The sequence below is a fragment of the Mesorhizobium sp. 01N446 genome (assembly GCF_056399285.1).
Genome location: NZ_JBFTRA010000016.1, coordinates 1 through 20,523 on the forward strand (window position 1 = coordinate 1; position 20,523 = coordinate 20,523).

Genomic DNA, 20,523 nt, shown 5'->3' on the forward strand with positions numbered 1-20,523 from the left:
CCAAGCCCTTCGACACCACTTCGACACCACGCCCGACGCCAACAACAGCACCAACATCGAGGCCGGCAAGGACGTCTTCACCTATACCGTCACCGACAGCCTCGGTAACACCAACACCTCGACCATCTCCATCGACATCAAGGACGACGTCCCGACAGCCCATGCCGATACCGACACAACCGTCTCCGCTGTCGCGGCCGGCAACGTGATCACGGCGGTCGGCACCACGAATTCGGGCGCGGATACGCTTGGCGCCGATGGCGCCTCGATCTCCGGCGTGGTAGCCGGAACCAACGGCACCCCGGTCATCAACGGAACGGGCGTCGGAACCGCAATCAGCACCGCGCTCGGCACCCTTACCCTCGGCGCTAACGGCGGCTATACCTACACGGCGAACGCGAATTCATCGGGTACGGACGTGTTCTCCTACACGCTCAAGGACGGTGACGGCGATACTTCGGTCGCGACGCTGACGATCACCGTCATCAACAGCACACCTTCACTGGTGGCGGCGGCTACAATAACGAGCGACGTCGCAGGCGATGACAACATCGTCGATTCAAACACCGATGGGTTTGTCGCCCAGAACCAAAATGGCTCGATGAGCTTCAACTATGGCGGCGACGGGCCGAATGCGACAACGCCGTTCTCCTACAGCTATGACGGCGGTCTCGGATCCGCAATCCAATCGCTTTCGACCAACGGCCTGGGCCAGACGATCCTGACACTCACCAGCGCCTCTTGGGTGTTGACACTCAACGAGTTCACCGGAGTCTATTCCTTCACCCAGACAGCCGCTTACCAGCACGATGTCGGGGCTACGACGGACAGCGGCATCGTCACCGTCACCCTTACCGACAGCGACGGAACGACCGCGACCAAAGCCTTGACCATGACGATCAATGACGACGTTCCCACCCTCGGGGCCATCGACCATGGCGTGGTGGCCAACGAAGCAAACGTCACGATTACCGGTCAAATGCCGGTGGACGGCGGCGCCGATCATCCGGTGACGGCGAGCCTCCTGTCGAACCTGGATCCAGCGGGCCTGACGGTGGGCGGAAACGCTGTCCACTACTATGTCGATCCGGCTCATCCGGAGACCCTGGTTGCGTATACGGGCGCCGACCATACGCTGAACAACGTTCTCACGCTCACGGTCGACGCCGTTCACGGTACCTACACCTATACGGAATTGAAGGCTCTCGACGCTCTCTCCACCGTGAGTGTCGGGGGATCTGTTACGGATCCCGGCGGACCGGTGGGATCCGTACTGCTGACATCCGGCGCCGGCGGAACCGGCACAGATCTATCCGTTATCAGCGGCTGGCACGGCGATGCCGGATTCAATCTGGCCAACTGGCTGGCCGCCGCGCCCGGCAGTGCAACCGCGGGCATTTCGCTCCATACTATCAACGGAAGTTCGGTTGGATTTGGCGTCGACAGCGGCAATTTCAATGCCGGCGATATCATCCGTTTTGATTTCGGTGCGCCGACCGACTATGACGGAGTTGGCCCCTTCAGCGCAACGACAACGACGGCGAACGTGACGTCGGCGACGCTGACCTTCACCAAGACGACAACTATCGACTATGTCGTTCATTATACAGACGGAACAACCAGCAGCGGTAACTTCACTTCCGGCCCATCGGTGATCATTCCGCCGGTCGCTGGAACGAAGTTCATCGACTACATCGAGATCTATTCGGAAGGGGCCGCCGGCAAAGTTACGCTTGCCGATACGACGACCGCGACGAACACCGGGAGCAACAATCTGAATTTTGCCGTTACCGTCACCGATCACGACGGCGACACGGCAAGCGGCACAATCGGCGTCACCATCGACGGCGACCACACCCTCAACGGAACGGCCGGCGTCAACACGGTGATCGCCGGTGGCGCGTCCGCGGACTCGCTGGTCGGCAATACCGGCAATGACACCCTCGTCGGCGCCCAGAACGATACGTTGCTGAGTGGTGGATCGGGCACCGACACATTGCAGATCGGCGCCAATTTCACGAGCACGGGCGACGGCCAGATCACCGGCATCGAGACGATACAGCTGATGTCGGCCGTGACGCTCAATCTTGCCAACCAGGCCGAAGGGTTCAAGATTCTGGGATCGTCAGGCGCCGATACGATCACCGGCGGCTCGGGCGCCGACATCATCAATGCCGGCGCCGGCAACGACACCGTGACCGGTGGCGTGGGCGCGGACCAGTTCCGAATGGCGACCAACACCGGAACGGACATCGTCAAGGACTATACGGACGGTACCGACAAGATCGGGCTTCTCGACACCGGCGCAACGGGCAGCGGCAGCGTCAATTTCGCCAACACGACAGGAACGTCCGCCGGCGCTGCCCTCAATGCCGGCGACTTCTCGGTCCGCACCTCGATCTCCGCTATGACAGCAGGCGATTCGGCGCATGTCGTTCAAATCAGCGGTGCGCAGTCGTCAGCGCAAATCCTGGCCGCGACGGTCGCGGTGGCCACAAACGCCTACGCGCTCGTCTTCGACTCGACCACCAATCGCGGCGAACTCTGGTTCGACGCGGACTGGAGCACCACCGCCGGCCGCACCCAGGTCGCGACCTTCGACAACATCACCACCCTGGCAGGCATTACCGCAATCACAGCGGCGGACATCGTCGTCTACAACAGCGCTACCGATCCGATCATCCTAGACTTGAACCATGACGGCTTCACCTTCTCCGACCTCAGTCACGGCGTTCAGTTCGACATCAACGGCGATGGGCATAAGGACCAGGTCGCCTGGAACACCTCGAATGACGGCATGCTGGCGATGGATCTCAATCATGACGGCAAGATCGACGACGGCAAAGAACTGTTCACGCAGAACTTTGCCGGCGGCAACTTCGCCAATGGCGCGGCTGCACTGGCGTCGCTCGACAGCAACCATGACGGTGTCATCGACCACAATGATGCGGCGTTTAGCAGCCTGCTGATCTGGAAGGACGCCAATGCCAACGGCATCAGCGACGCCGGGGAATTGTCCGGTCTCGCGGCCAATGATGTTGTCTCCATAAGCACCACGCCCAGCCCGGCTTCAGGCGAGATCGACGGCCAGGCCGTGACCGGCAATGGAACCTTCCACATGGCCGACGGAACGACCGGCAACTATGTCGAGGTCGAACTCGACACATCGCTCGCCGCGCAGGCGCAGCCGTCCGTCGCCTCCGACGGTACTAAGACCTTCACCGTCGGCTCGCTCGAAGTCGCCGATCTGATCGCGGACTTCCACGACGGCGACAAGATCGACCTTACCTCTCTGCTCAAGGGACTGGCTGGTGTAACCAATCTTGAAGCCGGCGGTTATGTCGAGATTGCACAGTCGTCAACCAATGCGGCGAATGCCGAAGTCAAGGTCGACACGAATGGCGGCGGCGACAACTTCCATACGGTTGCCGTGCTGGAGAACTACGTATTCCACAGCGCCGCCGAGGCGGTGAAAATACTTTACGATGACAGCCACGGCACCAAGACGGACGTGGCCTAAGGGGCGAAAGGAACGGGGTCAGGAACATGAACAGAATTTTGCGAGTGGCCTTTGGGGCCGGGCTGCTGTCGATTGTTGCGACGGGGCTTGAAGCCGCCGACATCATCGAAGGCCCAACGGGCGACTATTGCCGGGTCGTCGGCACGTCCAACCTGGTGCTGAACGACAACATCGTCGATCTCAAGCAGCAGGTGGTCAAGCTGATGGACGAGTCCGTCGCCGTCGCCAACAGCCCGGAATGGATCAATTCTTCCCGGCCGGCCTTCGTCTGGGCCTCGGAAGCCAAGGTCGCCTGCGGCATGGCCTATGGCTATCTGAAGACGAACTACAAGGACGAAGACACGCTCAACAAATGTGAGTGTTTCCACGATCGCATGGTCGAGTACATGCACTGACCGGATGGGCCGCGCCTGTTGGCCATCAGGATATCAGACAGATCAGTTTTGCGGGCGATCGCCGGAACGATCGCCTTGCTCAGCCTTGGTCTGTTTGCCACGCAAGCCGGCTGGGCCTTTGCCGTTTGCGTGCGCCGCATCTTCGTGCCCGGGCTACGATAGAAGAAATGCGCCGACTATCGCAGCGCCGGGCAGGCCAGACGGATCATGGCGCTGAGAGCCCGGCTTTTCGACGGCTAAATTAAACAACAAGACGGCACGGCAAGTCCGCCGTAACATGACTTGAAGACCAGACCGGGAAATACCCGGCGGCAGACGGGGGTGGAGCGATCATGGAAGCTGGCCGACAGGGCCGCCGTCCGCAGACATGGGCAATCGCCCTGGCGCTCGCCATGACATTGTCGGGCTGCCAGTCGAAAGGCGGCGTGTCCGAGGTGCTCGATCCGGCCGCGATTGCCGCGCCCGCCGGCCAGACTGGCGCCGCTGGTGCCGGTCCGGCCCAGGCGAGCCAGTCGCTCGGCACCGGTTCGACCAAAATCACGATGTTGCTGCCCTTGTCCGCTCCCGGGACGTCGGGGGAAAACGGCAGGAAGATGTTCGACGGCGCCAAGCTGGCGATGACCGATATCGGTAATGGATTGCTGACGCTGACGGTAGAGGACACGAAAGGCGACAGCGCACAGGCCGGCAAACTGGCGGTGCAGGCCATAACGACTGGATCCAAAGTCGTCATCGGCCCGACCGAACTGGCGGCGGCCCAGCATATTGCCACGCTGTCGGGATCGAAGCGGCCGCCGGTTCTGGCGCTTGCCGACAATTTCGCGGGCAGCGCCGGGGTTTACGCCGTGCGCCTCAGCGAAGCCGACAGCGCCGCAGCGGGTGCCGCGGGGCTCGCGGCGAAGGGCAGCAAGAAGTTCGTATTGCTTGTCGCGGAAGGCTCGAACGCCAGCGCCGTGGAGAAACGGGTGGCGAACGGCCTCAGCATCTATGGCGCGACGCTCGCGGTCACTGTGCCGTACTCGGCCGGCGACGGTGGCGCCAAGGCTGTCGACCAGATGGGCTCACTCGTGGACACTCCCGACGCGGTCATCGTTGCCAGCGGCGATGACAGCCCCGCGCCTGTGCTTGCCGCCCTCAAATCAAAGGGCATTCCAGGAAAGGCAATCTCAGTCGTCGGAACGGACCGATGGCTGGAGCACCCCATGGACCCGCTGTTCGAGGGAGCATACATCGCCACGCTCGATCCAAGCGAAACCGGACCGATCGCCGACCGCTTCAGGACGGCATACAACTACCCGGCCGACGTCAATGTGGCCTATGCCTATGATATGGTTGCCCTGACGGCAGGGATTGCCAGCGCGGTCGGACCTGATGGCTTCAGCAAACAGGTGCTCGAAAACCCGAACGGGTTTCGCGGATCGACAGGTTTGTTCCGTTTTCGCGCTGACGGCTCCAGCCAAAGGTCGATGCCATTCTATCGGATTCAAAAGGGTGCGCTCAAACTGGTTGCCAAATCGACGTCGGGTTTCTGACCGGCTGCCGGCGGGACCTTGCCCGAACGCCGCGCTGGCCTGATGGGCTGGCACGCCCGCCTGGTGACCGTGATCGGGGGCCTCGAGCTCGTGGTCGGAATTGTCCTGATCATGCAGGCCAGGGCCTTGCTTTCTCTCGACAGGCCCGTCCCTGCGCCGTCCCAGGAAATTGCCGACAAGCAAGCAAATCAGGCGGACGCGGCCATTCCCGACGGAAAATCGCAGGGACCGGCACGGCGGATTGCCGAGAGCCTAATCGCCCCGCCGCCGATCGATGCATCGGAAATCGAGCGGGTCGGGGCCCGGCCGCCGCTCGGAGAACTCGGCCTCGCCGTGCGCCCCAGGACACCCATGCCGAAAGACTGGCGCGAAACCCTGCTCTACCGTCCGATTGCAACGTCGTCGGCGACTTTCGAATCGATGGGATGGAAGGTGGTCATCAGCGGGACTCAGGACATCGACGTGGACCAGACCTGTTCGTTTCGCGACGAGGCCTGGCCCTGCGGCCAGCGGGCTCGCGCGGCCTTCAATGCCTGGCTGCGGGGGCGCGCGCTGAACTGTTTTCTGCCGCCGGATGTCGAGCGCTTCGCCATCGCCGCACCGTGCCGGCTGGGCAAGCAGGATGTCGGCGCCTGGCTCGTCGCCAATGGCTGGGCAATGGCGCTGCCAGGCGGCATCTATGGCAAGGCGGAAGCAATTGCCAGGAGTGCCGGGATGGGTGTCTTCGGGCCACCGCGATAGGCTGGAAGGAACTGTCCCGGTTGCCGAAGTCGCGCCTGGTGAAGACGCCATTCGGCCTTTTTTCATCAAATTGTACGGTTCGGCGAAACCGAAATTACGGCAGGCAGGCCTTATACCAGCCAATCTGACAGGAGATTGGCCCATGATCAGACCAATGGCGACCACCACTGCCCGGCCCTGGAAGCACGTGGCGCGGCTGACATTGCTGGGAACCGCCGGGAGCCTCGGCCTCTCCCTTGGCCTCAACTACCTGCTCCTATTCAGCGACGCGCTGACGCCGTTCGCGCGCAGCATGATCACCGCTGGGCTGCTGCCGGTGATCATCGGCCTGCCGCTTTTCGCGCTGATCGGCTGGAATCGGGTCGAAATCCGCCGCTACCAGCAGGAACTCAACAGGTCCGGGACGTATGACGGGCTGACGGGCTGCCTGAACGGTCCGGTTTTCACGTCGATGGTTGAACGACGGGCAGCCAGGCGATCGGGGCAAGGACCACGCTCCGGCGCCTTCCTGGTCATTCATCCGGAACACCTTCGGTCCATCAACATGCGCTTTGGCCTTGAATGGGGCGACGAGGCCTTGCGGCTCATCGTCTCGACCATACAGTCGTCGGTGCGCGAGGAGGACCTGATCGGGCGCATCGGGGCCTCGATGTTCGGGGTTTTCCTCTCGGGCGCGACCGAAGCGGAGGCCAAGGAGATCGGCGAGCGCATCCGCACGCGTATCGCGCAAGTCTATTTCGCACCAAAGGGAACCGAGGATGTCCTCACCATCAAGGTCGGCGGCGTGATGCTGGAGAACGAGATGGAATTCTCGGACATGTTCCGCTCCGCCGAAGGACACCTGTCCGACGCGCAGGACGAAGCCGGCTTCGAACTGACGCATCTCCACAGCTGACAGCCGGGCGCCAAAGCAGGCCAGTTCGGGGAACCGGGGAAACTGGTGCTGCGAGAGAGGATTGAACTCTCGACCTCTCCCTTACCAAGGGAGTGCTCTACCACTGAGCTACCGCAGCCGCTGATGGCGGGGCTTCTGCCATATCGAACCGGCAAGCGCAAGGCCAAGAACAACGCTTCTGTGAAAGGCTTTGCCGGATAGCTTTCCATGACATGGCGGCGCCACAATGTTGGCTATCCCTGAACGGCAGGTTTGGCCGGTCGCCGGCCGGGATAGGACGATGAGCGACAAGACGATTTCACCGAAAAAAGGCGGTACGGACCGCAAGGACCGGCTCGCCGAGCAGTTGCGCGCCAATCTGCAGAAACGCAAGGCGCAGTCGCGCTCGCGCCGCACGGGTGAGGCCGACCAGAGGCCGGACGGGCTCGGTTCAGCCAAGGAAATACGGAAAGATTAACTCAAATCAGCCACTCTTGGCCCGGATGCTTGGAAATCCTATTTCTTGAACCAAGCCGGCCGATGGTCTAGACGGGCCGATACTCAAACGATTGAACCGGCCTTTTTGGCCGAGAGGGACGTTCTCCAATGGATCGCATCAGAATTGTCGGGGGCAACAAGCTCTCCGGAAGCATTCCGATTTCGGGCGCGAAAAACGCCGCCTTGCCGCTGATGATCGCCTCGCTGTTGACCGACGACACGCTGACGCTGGAAAACGTGCCGCATCTGGCCGATGTCGAGCAGTTGATCCGCATCCTCGGCAATCACGGCGTCGACTATTCGGTCAACGGCCGCCGCGAGAAGCAGAATGAGGGCTATTCGCGCACCATCAACTTCTCCGCCCGCAACATCGTCGACACGACGGCGCCTTACGAGCTGGTGTCGAAGATGCGCGCTTCGTTCTGGGTGATCGGGCCGCTGCTGGCCCGCATGGGCGAGGCCAAGGTGTCGCTGCCCGGCGGTTGCGCCATCGGCACGCGCCCGGTCGACCTCTTCCTCGAGGGCCTGCAGGCGCTGGGCGCCGATCTCGACGTCGACACCGGCTATGTCATCGCCAAGACCAAGAATGGCCGCCTGATCGGCAACCGCTATGTGTTCCCCAAGGTCTCGGTCGGTGCCACCCATGTGCTGATGATGGCCGCCTCGCTGGCCAAGGGCGAAACGGTGCTGGAAAACGCCGCCTGCGAGCCCGAAATCGTTAACCTCGCCGAATGTCTCAACGCCATGGGCGCGAAAATTTCCGGCGCCGGCACCCCGACCATCACCATCGACGGCGTCGAATCGCTGTCGGGCGCGCGCGTGCGCGTCATCCCCGACCGCATCGAGACCGGCACCTATGCCATGGCCGTCGCCATGACCGGCGGCGATGTCGTGCTCGAAGGCGCGCGGCCGGAGCTGCTGCAGACCGCGCTCGACGTGATTTCGCAGACGGGCGCCGAGATCACCCAGACCAATTCCGGTATCCGCGTGAAGCGCAACGGCGCCGGCATTTCGCCGGTCGACGTGACGACAGCGCCCTTCCCGGCCTTCCCGACCGATCTGCAGGCGCAGTTCATGGGCCTGATGACCATGGCCAAGGGCAAATCGCGCATCACCGAGACGATCTTCGAGAACCGCTTCATGCACGTCCAGGAACTGGCCCGGCTCGGCGCCCACATCACGCTTTCGGGCCAGACGGCGATCGTCGACGGCGTGGCGAAGCTGAAAGGCGCGCCGGTCATGGCCACCGATCTTCGCGCTTCCGTCTCACTGGTCATCGCCGGCCTCGCCGCCGAAGGCGAGACCACGGTCAACCGCGTCTATCATCTCGACCGCGGCTTCGAGCGGCTGGAAGAAAAACTGTCCAACTGCGGCGCGGTGATCGAACGGATTTCCGCCTGACGATCGAACGGCGGCAGCTTCGGACGGAAACTGGCCCGTACGACCTTCATTGCCTTGCCGGCACCGCAAACCCGAGGCAATTGCCTCGGGCGCAAGTCGTGTCCCGGTTGCACCGGCGGGAAAGACCGCCTAACAGAGGGCTGAAACCAACCTTAGGTACAAATTCCGCATGGCCCTCAAGCTTATCGCGCTCGACGACCAGGATCTGAGCATCGTTTCGGCCCATGTCCAGGATGCCGTGATGAAGGTGTCGGACCTCGAATTCCTGCCTGCGGCCAAGCGTTTCGTGCTGACCATGAACCGTTTCGTCTGGGAGGCGAAGTCGGGCCTGTTTCGCCAGCACAATGAGCGGCGCCAGGCCGTGCTGCATTTCGACCGGGTGCTGGGCGCCAAGACCAACGGCATTGCCCGCGACAAACCGGCCGAGGTGCTGTCCCTGCTGGCGATCAGCTTCATCGAGATCAGCAAGCCTGCCGGAATCGTCGAACTGATCTTTTCGGGCGGCGGCACCATCATGCTCGATGTCGAATGCATCGAGGCCCGCCTTGCCGACATAGGCGGCGCGTGGGAAGCCACGTCGCGACCCATCCACAAGGCTTGAGCGTCCCATGGCCATCACGCTTCGCCAGTCCGACGCCGATTTCGAGCAGCGCTTTGCCGCTTTCCTGACAACCAAGCGGGAAGTGTCCGAGGACGTCGACGCAGCGGTCCGCCAGATCATCGCGCGTGTGCGCGCCGAAGGTGACGCGGCGCTGATCGACTACACGCAGCGGTTCGACCGGGCCGATCTGACCAGCCTCGGCATTGCCGTGTCGAAGCAGGACATTGCAGCCGCCTACGAGACGGCCGACCCAAAGGCGATCGAAGCGCTGGAATTCGCGCGCGATCGTATCCGCTCCCATCACGAGCGGCAGCGGCCGAAGGACGATCGCTACACGGATGCCGCCGGCGTCGAGCTCGGCTGGCGCTGGACGGCGATTGGAGCCGTCGGGCTCTACGTGCCGGGCGGCACGGCGAGCTATCCAAGCTCGGTGCTGATGAACGCCGTGCCGGCCAAGGTGGCCGGCGTCGAGCGCGTCGTCATGGTCGTGCCGGCACCGGGCGGCATCATCAATCCGCTGGTGCTGGTGGCGGCCGACATATCAGGCGTGACCGAAATCTACCGCGTCGGCGGCGCGCACGCGATCGCCGCCCTTGCCTATGGCACCGAGACCATAAGGCCGGTTGCCAAGATCGTCGGACCGGGCAATGCCTATGTCGCGGCGGCCAAGCGCCAGGTGTTCGGCACGGTCGGCATCGACATGATCGCCGGCCCCTCGGAAGTGCTTGTCGTGGCCGACGGCAGCAACAATGCGGACTGGATCGCAGCCGATCTGCTCGCCCAGGCCGAACACGACGTGTCGGCGCAATCGATCCTGATCACCGACGATCCGGCCTTCGGCCAGGCGGTCGAACAGGCGGTCGAACGGCAATTGCCGAGCCTGCCGCGCGGCGAGACGGCCGCGGCCAGCTGGCGCGATTTCGGCGCGGTGATCGAGGTTGCGACCATCGAGGCGGCGCTGCCGCTGGTCGACCGCATCGCCGCCGAACATGTCGAACTGGCCATCGACGATGCCGAAGGTTTCCTGTCGCGGATGCGCAATGCCGGCGCCGTCTTTCTCGGCCGCCACACGCCGGAGGCCATCGGCGACTATGTCGGCGGCTCCAACCACGTGTTGCCGACGGCACGCTCGGCACGCTTCTCGTCGGGACTGTCGGTGCTCGATTTCGTCAAGCGCACCTCGATCCTGAAACTCGGGCCGGAGCAATTGCGCCTGCTGGCGCCGGCGGCGATCGCGCTCGCCAAGGCGGAAGGGCTCGACGCACATGGCCGCTCCGTCGCTATCCGGCTGAACATGTAGGCCGGGATGACGGGCTCCGATCAAACCCGCGCAAAACTGATCGATGTCGAACTCGATGAATCGATCGGCCGTTCGACGCCCGATGTCGAGCATGAGCGGGCGGTGGCGATCTTCGATTTGATCGAGGAGAACAGCTTTCAGCCCGTCAACGACGCCGGCGCCGGTCCCTACCGGCTGAAACTGTCGCTGGCCGAGCAGCGTCTGGTCTTCGCCGTGACGCGCGAGGACGGCACCGCGGTGGTCACCCACATCCTGTCGCTGACGCCGCTCAGGCGCATCGTCAAGGATTACTACATGATCTGCGAGAGCTATTACGACGCCATCCGGTCCTCGACGCCAAGCCATATCGAGGCCATAGACATGGGCCGGCGCGGTTTGCACAATGAAGGTTCGCAGACGCTGATGGACCGGCTCTCCGGCAAGATCGACATCGACTTCGACACGGCGCGCCGGCTGTTCACGCTGGTCTGCGTGCTGCACTGGCGGGGCTAGCCCTGGTACCCGGCGCCCTGCCCCGCTCGATCCTGTTCGTGTGCGGCATGAATGCCGTGCGCTCGCCGATGGCCGAGCAGCTGGCGCGCCGGATGCTGCCGGCCACCATTTTCGTCGCCTCGGCCGGCGTGCGCGCCGGCGAGCGGGACCCCTTCGTCGATGCCGTGCTGGCGGAGGAGGGCCTGTCGCTGGGCGAGCGTCACCCCAGGACGCTGGACGACCTCGAGGACGACTATTTCGACCTGATCGTCACGCTGGCGCCGGAGGCGCATCATGCCGCGCTGGAGCTCACCCGCTCGCTCGCCGTCGAGGTCGAATACTGGCCGACACAGGACCCGACCAATGCCGCCGGCACGCGCGAGCAGATCATGGCGGCCTACCGCGACGTGCGCGAGCGGCTGAAGGCGCGCATAAGCCGTCGTTTTTTGGCTTCAGAAGCAGAAAACGCGACGGATTAAGCGTGTTCACAAGCGGACGATTATCATATAGGTTCCGCCGAAATTCCGGCTAGAGTCGGATGATTTCAGGTCTGTTCGACCTGAAATCTGAATCCGGCTCTAAACCAAGAAGTAGAGCATGATGTCGTCCGAAAGCCGCTCCACACTTTTCGGCATCATGCTCTAAGCGCTGGAACTGCCATCCAAGCAAAGGTATCGAATGCCGAAGGAAGAAGTCCTCGAGTTTCCGGGTGTCGTGACGGAATTGTTGCCGAACGCGATGTTCCGGGTGAAGCTCGAAAACGAACACGAGATCATCGCCCATACGGCCGGCCGCATGCGCAAGAACCGCATCCGCGTGCTGACCGGCGACAAGGTTCTGGTCGAGATGACGCCATACGACCTGACCAAGGGCCGCATCACCTACCGCTTCAAGTAAGATCGAGCCCGACTGGTCCGCGATGAGCATTTTGCAGAAGCTGGTGCTTGCCTCGGGTTCGCCGCGCCGCATCGAACTGTTGCAGCAGGCCGGCATCGAGCCGGACCGCATCCTGCCGGCCGATATCGACGAAACGCCGCTGCGTGCCGAGCATCCGCGCTCGCTGGCCAAGCGGCTGTCGAAGGAAAAGGCCGAGAAGGCGTTCGCGTCGCTGAAGACCGAGACGGATTATGCGCCAGGCTTCGTGCTGGCCGCCGACACGGTGGTCGCGGTCGGCCGGCGCATCCTGCCCAAAGCCGAGACGCTTGACGATGCCGCCAACTGCCTCGGGCTGCTGTCCGGCCGCTCGCACCGGGTCTATTCCGGCATCTGCCTGATCACGCCGGGCGGCAAGCTGCGCCAGCGGCTGGTCGAGACGCGGGTGCGTTTCAAGCGGCTGCCGCGCGAAGAAATCGAAGCCTATGTCGCCTCGGGCGAATGGCGCGGCAAGGCCGGCGGCTATGCCGTCCAGGGCCTCGCCGGCTCGTTCGTCGTCAAGCTCGTCGGCTCCTACACCAACATTGTCGGCCTGCCGCTCTATGAGACGGTGGCGTTGCTGTCGGGCGAAGGCTTCAAGATCCATCAGAATTGGCTGACCGCACGGCCATGAATTCCGACTCCAAAGTCACGCCGCTGCGCCCAAAGCGCCCCTGCCCCGAATGCGGCAAACCGTCGGCGCGCGACACGTTTCCGTTCTGCTCGACGCGCTGCAAGGACATCGACCTCAACCGCTGGCTGAAGGGCGCCTACGTCATCAAGGCCCGCGACGACGAGGAAGAACCCGACGCCGACGAGCCCAAGTAAGACTGAGATCGCCCGTCAGGCGGCCTCGGTCTTGCGGCTCACGCGCGCCCAGGCCGGCAGCCAGTCGCCGTGAGCGGCCAGGAGATCATCGACCAGTGACCAGATCTGGTCGAGGTCGAGTTCGGCCGCCGTGTGCGGATCCATCATTGCCGCATGGTAGATGTGCTCGCGGTTCTCGCTCATCAGCGCCCGCACCGTCAGTTCCTGGACATTGATGTTGGTGCGGATCAGCGCCGTCAATTGCGGCGGCAGGTCGCCTATATAGGTCGGCTGGATGCCGGAGGCATCGACCAGGCAGGGCACTTCGGCAGCGCAGTCGCGGGGCAGCGAGGTGATGCAGCCATTGTTGCGGACATTGCCGTAGATCACCGACGGCTCGCCGGTCCAGACCGAATTCATGATCGAAGAGGCATACTCCCTGGACTCCTCGACCTCGATGCGCTGGGCCGAGCGGTAGGCCTGCGCCTGGTCTTTCCAGCGTTCGATCTGCTCGATGCAGCGCTTGGGGTATTCGTCGAGCGGGATGCCGTATTTTTCGATCAGATCGGGGCGGCCCTCCTTGATGAAATAGGGCGTGTATTCGGCGAAATGCTCCGAGCTCTCGGTGACGAAATAGCCGAGCCTGGTCAGCATCTCGTAGCGCACCTTGTTGGGGCAGCGCGGATTCCAGCCCGGCTTGGGCGCGCGGCCTTCGCGATAGGCGCGCACGAGATCCGGATAGAGGTCGCGGTAGGAGCCGTCGGGCTGGCGGTGCTCGAATTTCAGGTAGAAGGCCATGTGGTTGATGCCGGCCGACCGGTAGCGGATCTCGTCATAAGGCAGGGAGAGGTCGTGAGCGAGTTCCATCGCCGTGCCCTGCACCGAGTGACAGAGCCCGACCTGCTTGATTTCGGGGTATTTCTCCGAAATCGCCCAGGTGTTGATCGCCATCGGATTGACGTATTGCAGCATGATCGCTTCGGGGCAGACGGCGAGCATGTCCTCGCAGATCTTCCACAGATGCGGCACGGTCCTCAGGCCGCGCATGATGCCGCCGACGCCGAGCGTGTCGGCGATCGTCTGGCGCAGGCCATATTTCTTCGGTACTTCGAAATCGGTGACGGTGCAGGGCTCGTAGCCGCCGATCTGGAAGGCGACGACGACGAAATCGGCCCCGGCAAGTGCCTTGCGCTGGTCGGAATAGGTCTCGGCCTTGGCCTTGACGCCGAGCGTCGCGATCAACTTGTTGACGACGATGGCGCTCTCTTCCAGCCGCTGCGGGTTGATGTCCATCAGCGCGATCGTCGCGCCGGAGAGTGCCGGCCGCTGCAGCACGTCGCCGACGATGTTCTTCATGAACACGGTCGAGCCGGCGCCGATGAAAGTGATCCTGGGTTGTCTTGCCACGTTAACCTCCGGCATATGTTCAAGCCACTTCGAAAGCGGCTCGGACGAGCCGTTCGGTGTAGGCGGTCTTGGGATTGGTGAGGACCTCGTCGACGGGTCCCTGCTCGACGATCTTGCCGTGCTGCATGACGATGACGCGATGGCACAGCGCGCGCACCACCTTGAGATCGTGCGAGATAAAGAGGTAGCTGAGGCCGCGCTCGTCCTGCAGCTTGCGTAGCAAGTCGATGATCTGCGCCTGGACGGAGAGGTCGAGTGCGGATGTCGGCTCGTCGAGCAGGATGAATTCGGGCTCGAGCGCGATGGCGCGGGCGATCGCGACGCGCTGACGCTGGCCGCCGGAGAACTCATGGGGAAAGCGCGACAGGATATCGCCCGGCATGCCGGCGCTGATCAGCGCCTCGCGCACCCGGTCGACCCGCTCGGCCCGCGTCGCGCCGATGCTGTTGACGATCAGCCCTTCCTCGATGATCTGGCCAATCGTCATGCGCGGGTTGAGCGAAGAGAACGGATCCTGGAAGACGATCTGCATGCGCGAGCGAAACGGCCGCATCTCGTTGCGCGACAGGCCGTGGATCGGCTGACCGTCGAAACGGATTTCGCCGCGCTTGGCGTCGGCCAGCTTGAGCAGGGCGAGACCGAAGGTGGTCTTGCCGGAACCGGACTCGCCGACCAGCCCCAGCGTCTCGTGGCGGCAAAGCCTGAGGCCGAGATCGTCGACGGCGACCAGTTCGCGCCAGTCCGGCTTCAGGAAACTGCCGTGGCGCAGCATGAAACAGACGCGCACGTCATTCGCCTCGAGAATGGCGCCGCTGCCCCCAGGAAGCGGTTGCGGACGCCCGCGCGGCTCCGAGGCGAGCAAGCGCTGCGTGTACGGATGCTGCGGGTTTGCAAACAGCCGCTCGGTGACGTTGTGCTCGCACATTGCGCCGTGCTGCATGACATAGACGTAGTCGGAGAATTTGCGCACCACGGTGAGATCGTGGGTGATCAGGATCACCGCCATCCGCAACTCTTTCTGCAGATTGCGGATCAGGTTGAGGATCTGCGCCTGGACCGTGACGTCGAGCGCGGTGGTCGGCTCGTCGGCGATCAACACGTCAGGATTGTTGGCCAGCGCCATGGCGATCATCACGCGCTGGCGCTGTCCGCCCGAAAGCTGGTGCGGATATTGCTTGAGCCGCGCTTCCGGCTCGGGGATCTGGACGTGCCGCAGCAATTCGAGCGCGCGCGCCCAGGCTTGCCTGCGGCCCACCTTGCGGTGCACCCGGATCGCCTCGACGATCTGGCTGCCGACCGTATAGATCGGGTTGAGCGAACTCATCGGCTCCTGGAAGATCATCGAGATGCGGTTGCCGCGCAGCTTGCGACGTTCGCTCTCGGGGAATTTCAGGATGTTCTGGCCGTCGTAACAGATGCTCGATCTCGGCGACACGGTGGCGCGCCGCGACAGCAGTCCCATGACGGCGCGCGCGGTCACCGACTTGCCTGAACCGGACTCGCCGACGATGGCGATCGTCTCGCCGCGATAGAGCTGGAATGAGACATCCTTGACGGCGTCGACGACGCCATGTTCGACCTTGAAGGCGACCTCGATGTTGCGGGCATCGATGATCGGCTGGTCCTGGCGCCCGTCATGGTCATGACGAACGACGGGCGCAAAGGGCTGGGCGAGTACGACGGTCATCCCGGCCACCTCAATACGGATCGACGGCGTCGCGCAGCCCGTCGCCCAACGCGTTGAAAGCAAAGACGGTGGCGAGCACGAAACCGACCGGCGACAGGATCCAGGGATAGGTGCCGATGACGGAATAGGTCGCGGTATCCTGCAGCATCAGGCCCCACGAAATCAGCGGCGGCTTGACCGCAAAGCCGAGGAAGCCGAGGAAGCATTCGAGCAGCACCACCGTCGGGATGGCCAAGGTGACGGCGACGATCACGTGGCTCATCACGTTGGGCAAGATGTGCTGCAGGATGATGCGCCGGTCGGTGGCGCCGACCGCCATGGCGGCGCGCACATACTCGATGCGCGCCAGCGCCAGCGTCTTGCCGCGCACCTCGCGCGACATCTGCGCCCAGCCCAGGGCCGACATGACGATGATGACAAAGGCGAGGAAGACGTTGGTCGGCGCGGTGACCGGGATCAGCGTCGTGAGCGCCAGATAGAGCGGCAGCTGCGGGAAGGCGAGCACCAGTTCGACGAAACGCTGCATCCAGACGTCGAACCGGCCGCCGAAATAGCCGGAAACCATGCCGACGGTGGTGCCAATGACGGTTATGATGAAGACGACGGTCAGCGCGATCATCAGGGAGACGCGCGAGCCGTGGATGGCGCGCGACAGCACATCACGGCCGAACTTGTCGGTGCCCAGGAAATGCACCGGCTGGCCGTCCGTCGAGGCGAAGAAATGCCGGTCCGCCGGGATCAGCCCGAAGAGCTTGTAGGGCGCGCCCTCGACAAAGAAGCCAAGCAGCCTCGGATGGTCGTAGTCGGGGCCGACGACGGGCTGGAAGGTGACCGGATCGAGGTCGGCCGAATCGGCCAATGCATAGACCCGCGGCCGAGCGGTGAAGTTGCCGTCCTTGTCGTGGAAGGAAGGCAGCTGCGGCGGGGCGAAGCCGACATCGGTCGCCTTCGGGTCCATCGGCGCCAGGAATTCGGCGAACACGGCCATGACCAGGAGCAGCACGACGAGCCAAAGCCCGGCCATTCCGGTCCAGGAGCGCTTCAGCCGGCGCCAGACGAGCGCGAGATAGCTCTCATTGCCGCGCGCCGGTTTGGCGACGATGGGTGTGTCGGCCGGCAGCGGTGGGGGTGACGGATCGCGGGCCAGCATCTAGCTCTCTCCGTATTGGCGGATGCGCGGGTCGAGCAGGACGAGCAGCATGTCGGCGATGATGTTGCCGACGATCAGTGTCGCCGCCAGCACCATCATGAAGGTTGCGGTGACATAGACATCGCCGACCGCCATCGAGCCGACAACCGCCGGGCCGACGGTCGGCAGCGCGAAGATGATCGCCGTCTCGATCTCGCCGGTGAGCATGTAAGGCAGCACCACGCCTTGGTACATGACGAGCGGATGCAGCGCATTTGGCACGGCGTGACGCATGACGACGGCGCTGCCGGTCAGGCCCTTGGCTCTCGCGGTCTCGACATATTGCGCGTTGAGCGTATCCAGCAGATTGCCGCGCATGACGCGCATATTGTAGGCGAGCCCGCCGAAAGTGGCGATCGCCACCACCGGCCAGACATGCTTGACGAGGTCGGCGAACTTCGCCCACGACCATGGCGCACCGCCATATTGCGGCGAGAAGAACGAGCCGATTTCCGAGACGTTGAACTGGAAGACCAGCAGATAGACGATGATCAGCGCCATCAGGAAACGCGGCACGGTCATGCCGAGGAAGGAGATGGCCGACAGTGTCGAGTCGATCCAGGTGTACTGCCTTGTCGCCGCCCATATGCCGAAGGTGATGCCCAGCACCGAAGCGAGCAAATGGCAGACCAGCGCCAGGAGCAGCGTCCGCGGCAAGCGCTCGCCGACCACATCGGCCACCGGCTTGTTGTAATAGAGGCTGTAGCCGAAATCGCCGCGGGTAACGATGCCGCCGATCCAGTTGAGATACTGGACGGGCAGCGGCTTATCGAGGCCGTGTTCGACACGATAGGCCTGGGCCTGCGCATCGGCCTCGGCGAAGGAGGCGCCGCCCTGGTTGATCAGCTGCGAGCGGATGTAGTCGGCGTAGTCACYAGGTGGCGCCTGGATGATGGCGAAGGTGACGAGGCTCAGGATCGCGAGGACCGGTATCGCCGACGCTATGCGCATAGCCAAGAATCGCAGCATGGACGGTCGGCTTCCTCATTTCGCCGGACGCTCCCGTTGAGGGTCGTTCGGAGGGTTGGTCTGTCCCGGCCGCGCCAGCGGCGCGGCCGGGTCTCTCTTGGTCAGGGGAGGTAAACTTACATCGGGCCCTTGTCTCCGGGTTTGCCGGGAAGCTCTTGCGGGAACAATTCGTATTTCGCCTGCTTGTCAGCCGCGACGAAGACCCGTTCGCGCACGATCGAATCCTCGGCCCAGTTGAACATGAAGATCGGCGTGCCCTGCGGAATGTTCGAGAAGCGCTTGTTGACGATCAGTGCGCCGGGATATTCCGTCAGGCCGACATTGTAGACATGTTCGGTCGAGATCTTCTGGAACTCCTTCATCAGGCTGGCGCGTTTGTCGTTGTCCTCCGACGCGACGAACTTGTTGACGATATCGACCAGGTCCTTTTCGAAAGGCATCAGGTCGACCTCGCCGCTTTCAGGCGCGCGGTGGTTCCAGCTGGTCTTCGGGCCGACGGGCGCGAGCTGCTCGGTGTTCTGCACGACCGAGGTCAGTTCCTGGTCGTTGCGCCGGATCAGCCAGTCGAAGCGGCCCGAATATTGCGAGGCATCGCGCTGGGTGCCGTTGAGGCCGTTGAGCACGACCCGAAGCCCGAGCTTCTCCATCTGGGCGACGACGCCTTCGGCAAGGCTCTTGTCGGTGCCGTAGTCGTTGTTGACCAGCATGACGATCTCGACGTTCTTGCCGCCGGCGGTGCCGGCCGGGAAGTTCACGAAACCGTCGCCGTCGGTATCCTTGAGGCCGGCCTTTGCGAGTTCAGCCTTGGCGCCCGCGAGGTCGAACGGATAGTAGACGGTCGACTTGCGGTCATAGAAGCTGGTGCCCGAGGAGAAACCGCCGGGATAGATGGCGGTGAACGGCCCCTTGACCAGGGAGTCGCCCAGCGCCTTGCGGTCCAGCGCCATGGTGACGGCCTTGCGGAAATCCTCGTTGCGGTTCAGTTCGCGGACGGCCTGGCTGCGCTCGTCCGGATTGCCCCAGCCATTGGCGGAGAAATTCATGCGCAGATTGTAGCCGATGAGGCGTGGACCGAAGGCGAGCCGTGCCGGTGCGTTCGCTTCAGCGGCGCGCTTCAGCGAGGCGACGAAGTTTTCCGGCTGCTCGAGGTTGGAGAAGTCACCGGAGCCGGCAACCGCCTGGACGTCGCGGTCGGCCCAGGTCGACAGCTTGTACTGCAGCTCGTTGAGGTAAGGCAGCTGATTGCCCTTCTCGTCGACCTTCCAATAGTAGGGATTGCGGCGCATCACGATGATGTCGTCCGGCCGATATTCGACCGGTACCCAGGCGCCCATCACCGGCATGTTCATATATTCCGGCGGGAAGGCGTTCTTGAACTGGTCGTAGGTGTTCTTCGAGTATTTGGGATGCTGCGGTTTCAATATGTGCGCCGGGCCGGGGCAGAACGTGCCGTAGGCCATGGCGTAGAGATACTGTTTCGGGAAGGCGTCCTTGAAGGTCCACTCGACGGTGTAGTCGTCGATCTTCTTCAGCGTCGTGCCGACGCCGAAGGTTTCCGGTGTGGCGCCATTGAGCGGCGAGACGTTCGGGTCGACCACCTCGTCATCCCAGTAGAACATGACGTCGTCGGCGTTGAAGGCCACGCCATCGGACCATTTTGCGCCTTCGACAAGATGCATGGTCAGCTTGTGACCGTCCTTCGACCAGTCCCAGCTTTTGGCGAGGTTCGGCAGCGGCTCGGTGTCCTTGGCCTCGACCTGGAACAGCGGCGCCGTGCGCGTCAGGCATTCGGAGAGGCCGATATCGATGCCGCCCCAGCCTTGCGTCTGGCCGGCGCCATAATTCCAGCCCTCGGGACGGCCGCCGATGACATGGCGCATGGTGTCGCCATAGACGCCGACACCGTCAGGCATGTTGGCCGTCTTGAAGACCAGCGGCTCCTTCGGCAACCTGTCCTTCACCGGCGGCAGCTTGCCGGTCTTGACGTATTTTTCAGTCACCCAATCCGGCTCGTGATATTCGGGCAGGGCCTTGAACTCCAGGATGGAGTCACGCGCCACGTATTTGATCTTGCCCTCGGCCGGAAAGGTCGCCGGCACCGGCGGGACTGTCGGCTCTGAAGCGCAAGCGTTGAGTGCCGGAACGGAGACGCTCAGCGCCAGTCCGGCGGCAATGCCAATGCTGCGTAGGTTTCTCATAATCTCCTCCCTCATGTTCAG

The 20,523-nt window shown here is 63.3% G+C and carries 19 protein-coding genes and 1 tRNA gene; 14 read left to right on the top strand and 6 right to left on the bottom strand.

What is annotated here, in order from left to right:
* The 5 genes from AC1DPX_RS33630 to AC1DPX_RS33650 all read left to right on the top strand — a co-directional run.
* Positions 1–3,520, top strand: a 3,520-nt coding sequence (locus AC1DPX_RS33630; RefSeq protein ID WP_477242218.1) for a beta strand repeat-containing protein, incomplete at its 5' end; no start/stop codon positions are given.
* A 26-nt stretch (positions 3,521–3,546) separates the two neighbouring features.
* Positions 3,547–3,915 (top strand): hypothetical protein, encoded by a 369-nt coding sequence (locus AC1DPX_RS33635; protein WP_477242220.1) that lies wholly within the window; start codon positions 3,547–3,549, stop codon positions 3,913–3,915.
* 332 nt (positions 3,916–4,247) lie between these two features.
* A complete protein-coding gene (locus AC1DPX_RS33640; RefSeq protein ID WP_477242222.1) occupies positions 4,248–5,447 on the top strand; it encodes a type 1 periplasmic-binding domain-containing protein in 1,200 nt (399 codons plus the stop codon).
* An 18-nt stretch (positions 5,448–5,465) separates the two neighbouring features.
* The gene (locus AC1DPX_RS33645; protein ID WP_477242224.1) at positions 5,466–6,188 is read left to right on the top strand and encodes a thermonuclease family protein; all 723 of its coding nucleotides are present in this window, start codon (positions 5,466–5,468) and stop codon (positions 6,186–6,188) included.
* Between the two features lie 142 nt (positions 6,189–6,330).
* A complete protein-coding gene (locus AC1DPX_RS33650) occupies positions 6,331–7,083 on the top strand; it encodes a GGDEF domain-containing protein (RefSeq protein ID WP_477242226.1) in 753 nt (250 codons plus the stop codon).
* Between the two features lie 43 nt (positions 7,084–7,126).
* On the opposite strand, the gene AC1DPX_RS33655 is transcribed toward AC1DPX_RS33650, so the two are convergent.
* A tRNA-Thr gene (locus AC1DPX_RS33655) sits at positions 7,127–7,201 on the bottom strand.
* Positions 7,202–7,363: 162 nt separating this feature from the next.
* On the opposite strand from AC1DPX_RS33655, the gene AC1DPX_RS33660 reads away from it, so the two are divergent.
* From AC1DPX_RS33660 to yacG, 9 genes are all read left to right on the top strand, one after another.
* On the top strand, positions 7,364–7,540 hold the full coding sequence (locus tag AC1DPX_RS33660) for a hypothetical protein (RefSeq protein ID WP_199650340.1): 177 nt from the start codon (positions 7,364–7,366) through the stop codon (positions 7,538–7,540).
* A 128-nt stretch (positions 7,541–7,668) separates the two neighbouring features.
* On the top strand, positions 7,669–8,961 hold the full coding sequence (murA, locus tag AC1DPX_RS33665; protein ID WP_477242228.1) for a UDP-N-acetylglucosamine 1-carboxyvinyltransferase: 1,293 nt from the start codon (positions 7,669–7,671) through the stop codon (positions 8,959–8,961).
* Between the two features lie 169 nt (positions 8,962–9,130).
* On the top strand, positions 9,131–9,562 hold the full coding sequence (locus tag AC1DPX_RS33670; RefSeq protein WP_019860404.1) for a DUF2948 family protein: 432 nt from the start codon (positions 9,131–9,133) through the stop codon (positions 9,560–9,562).
* 7 nt (positions 9,563–9,569) lie between these two features.
* Entirely contained in the window at positions 9,570–10,862 is a 1,293-nt protein-coding gene (gene hisD, locus AC1DPX_RS33675; protein WP_477242230.1) for a histidinol dehydrogenase, read from the top strand.
* A 6-nt stretch (positions 10,863–10,868) separates the two neighbouring features.
* Positions 10,869–11,354: a UPF0262 family protein gene (locus AC1DPX_RS33680; protein ID WP_477242232.1), complete on the top strand. Its 486-nt coding sequence runs from the start codon at positions 10,869–10,871 to the stop codon at positions 11,352–11,354.
* Positions 11,342–11,812 carry an arsenate-mycothiol transferase ArsC gene (locus AC1DPX_RS33685; protein WP_477242321.1) on the top strand — a complete coding sequence of 157 codons (471 nt, stop codon included), beginning with the start codon at positions 11,342–11,344 and terminating at the stop codon, positions 11,810–11,812. Before AC1DPX_RS33680 ends, AC1DPX_RS33685 begins: the two co-directional genes overlap by 13 nt.
* A 199-nt stretch (positions 11,813–12,011) precedes the next feature.
* On the top strand, positions 12,012–12,230 hold the full coding sequence (infA, locus tag AC1DPX_RS33690) for a translation initiation factor IF-1 (RefSeq protein ID WP_006200926.1): 219 nt from the start codon (positions 12,012–12,014) through the stop codon (positions 12,228–12,230).
* 22 nt (positions 12,231–12,252) lie between these two features.
* The gene (locus AC1DPX_RS33695; RefSeq protein WP_202356156.1) at positions 12,253–12,879 is read left to right on the top strand and encodes a Maf-like protein; all 627 of its coding nucleotides are present in this window, start codon (positions 12,253–12,255) and stop codon (positions 12,877–12,879) included.
* Complete coding sequence (gene yacG, locus AC1DPX_RS33700; RefSeq protein WP_140775268.1) at positions 12,876–13,073, top strand: DNA gyrase inhibitor YacG; 198 nt, start codon at positions 12,876–12,878, stop codon at positions 13,071–13,073. The genes AC1DPX_RS33695 and yacG overlap by 4 nt, the downstream gene beginning before the upstream one ends.
* Positions 13,074–13,088: 15 nt before the next feature.
* Here yacG and melA read toward each other — a convergent pair whose 3' ends face one another.
* The 5 genes from melA to AC1DPX_RS33725 form a co-directional block, all read right to left on the bottom strand.
* Positions 13,089–14,459, bottom strand: a complete 1,371-nt coding sequence (melA, locus tag AC1DPX_RS33705; RefSeq protein ID WP_477242234.1) for an alpha-galactosidase — start codon at positions 14,457–14,459, stop codon at positions 13,089–13,091.
* Positions 14,460–14,478: 19 nt separating this feature from the next.
* Positions 14,479–16,146, bottom strand: coding sequence for an ABC transporter ATP-binding protein (locus AC1DPX_RS33710; protein WP_477242236.1), 1,668 nt, complete (start codon positions 16,144–16,146; stop codon positions 14,479–14,481).
* A gap of 10 nt (positions 16,147–16,156) precedes the next feature.
* A complete protein-coding gene (locus tag AC1DPX_RS33715; protein WP_202356159.1) occupies positions 16,157–17,296 on the bottom strand; it encodes an ABC transporter permease in 1,140 nt (379 codons plus the stop codon).
* Positions 17,297–18,304 carry an ABC transporter permease gene (locus AC1DPX_RS33720; RefSeq protein WP_477242238.1) on the bottom strand — a complete coding sequence of 336 codons (1,008 nt, stop codon included), beginning with the start codon at positions 18,302–18,304 and terminating at the stop codon, positions 17,297–17,299.
* A 116-nt stretch (positions 18,305–18,420) separates the two neighbouring features.
* Positions 18,421–20,502 (bottom strand): ABC transporter substrate-binding protein, encoded by a 2,082-nt coding sequence (locus tag AC1DPX_RS33725; RefSeq protein WP_477242240.1) that lies wholly within the window; start codon positions 20,500–20,502, stop codon positions 18,421–18,423.
* Positions 20,503–20,523 lie beyond the last annotated feature (21 nt).

Excerpts from the sequence above, each read along its gene's own strand:
- AC1DPX_RS33660 (WP_199650340.1), top strand. The coding sequence starts at position 7,364 with ATGAGCGACAAGACGATTTCACCGAAAAAAGGCGGTACGGACCGCAAG.
- AC1DPX_RS33695 (WP_202356156.1), top strand. The coding sequence starts at position 12,253 with ATGAGCATTTTGCAGAAGCTGGTGCTTGCCTCGGGTTCGCCGCGCCGC.
- murA (WP_477242228.1), top strand. The coding sequence starts at position 7,669 with ATGGATCGCATCAGAATTGTCGGGGGCAACAAGCTCTCCGGAAGCATT.
- infA (WP_006200926.1), top strand. The coding sequence starts at position 12,012 with ATGCCGAAGGAAGAAGTCCTCGAGTTTCCGGGTGTCGTGACGGAATTG.
- AC1DPX_RS33635 (WP_477242220.1), top strand. The coding sequence starts at position 3,547 with ATGAACAGAATTTTGCGAGTGGCCTTTGGGGCCGGGCTGCTGTCGATT.
- AC1DPX_RS33715 (WP_202356159.1), bottom strand. The coding sequence starts at position 17,296 with ATGCTGGCCCGCGATCCGTCACCCCCACCGCTGCCGGCCGACACACCC.
- AC1DPX_RS33650 (WP_477242226.1), top strand. The coding sequence starts at position 6,331 with ATGATCAGACCAATGGCGACCACCACTGCCCGGCCCTGGAAGCACGTG.
- AC1DPX_RS33725 (WP_477242240.1), bottom strand. The coding sequence starts at position 20,502 with ATGAGAAACCTACGCAGCATTGGCATTGCCGCCGGACTGGCGCTGAGC.
- hisD (WP_477242230.1), top strand. The coding sequence starts at position 9,570 with ATGGCCATCACGCTTCGCCAGTCCGACGCCGATTTCGAGCAGCGCTTT.
- AC1DPX_RS33680 (WP_477242232.1), top strand. The coding sequence starts at position 10,869 with ATGACGGGCTCCGATCAAACCCGCGCAAAACTGATCGATGTCGAACTC.
- AC1DPX_RS33670 (WP_019860404.1), top strand. The coding sequence starts at position 9,131 with ATGGCCCTCAAGCTTATCGCGCTCGACGACCAGGATCTGAGCATCGTT.
- AC1DPX_RS33640 (WP_477242222.1), top strand. The coding sequence starts at position 4,248 with ATGGAAGCTGGCCGACAGGGCCGCCGTCCGCAGACATGGGCAATCGCC.
- yacG (WP_140775268.1), top strand. The coding sequence starts at position 12,876 with ATGAATTCCGACTCCAAAGTCACGCCGCTGCGCCCAAAGCGCCCCTGC.
- AC1DPX_RS33710 (WP_477242236.1), bottom strand. The coding sequence starts at position 16,146 with ATGACCGTCGTACTCGCCCAGCCCTTTGCGCCCGTCGTTCGTCATGAC.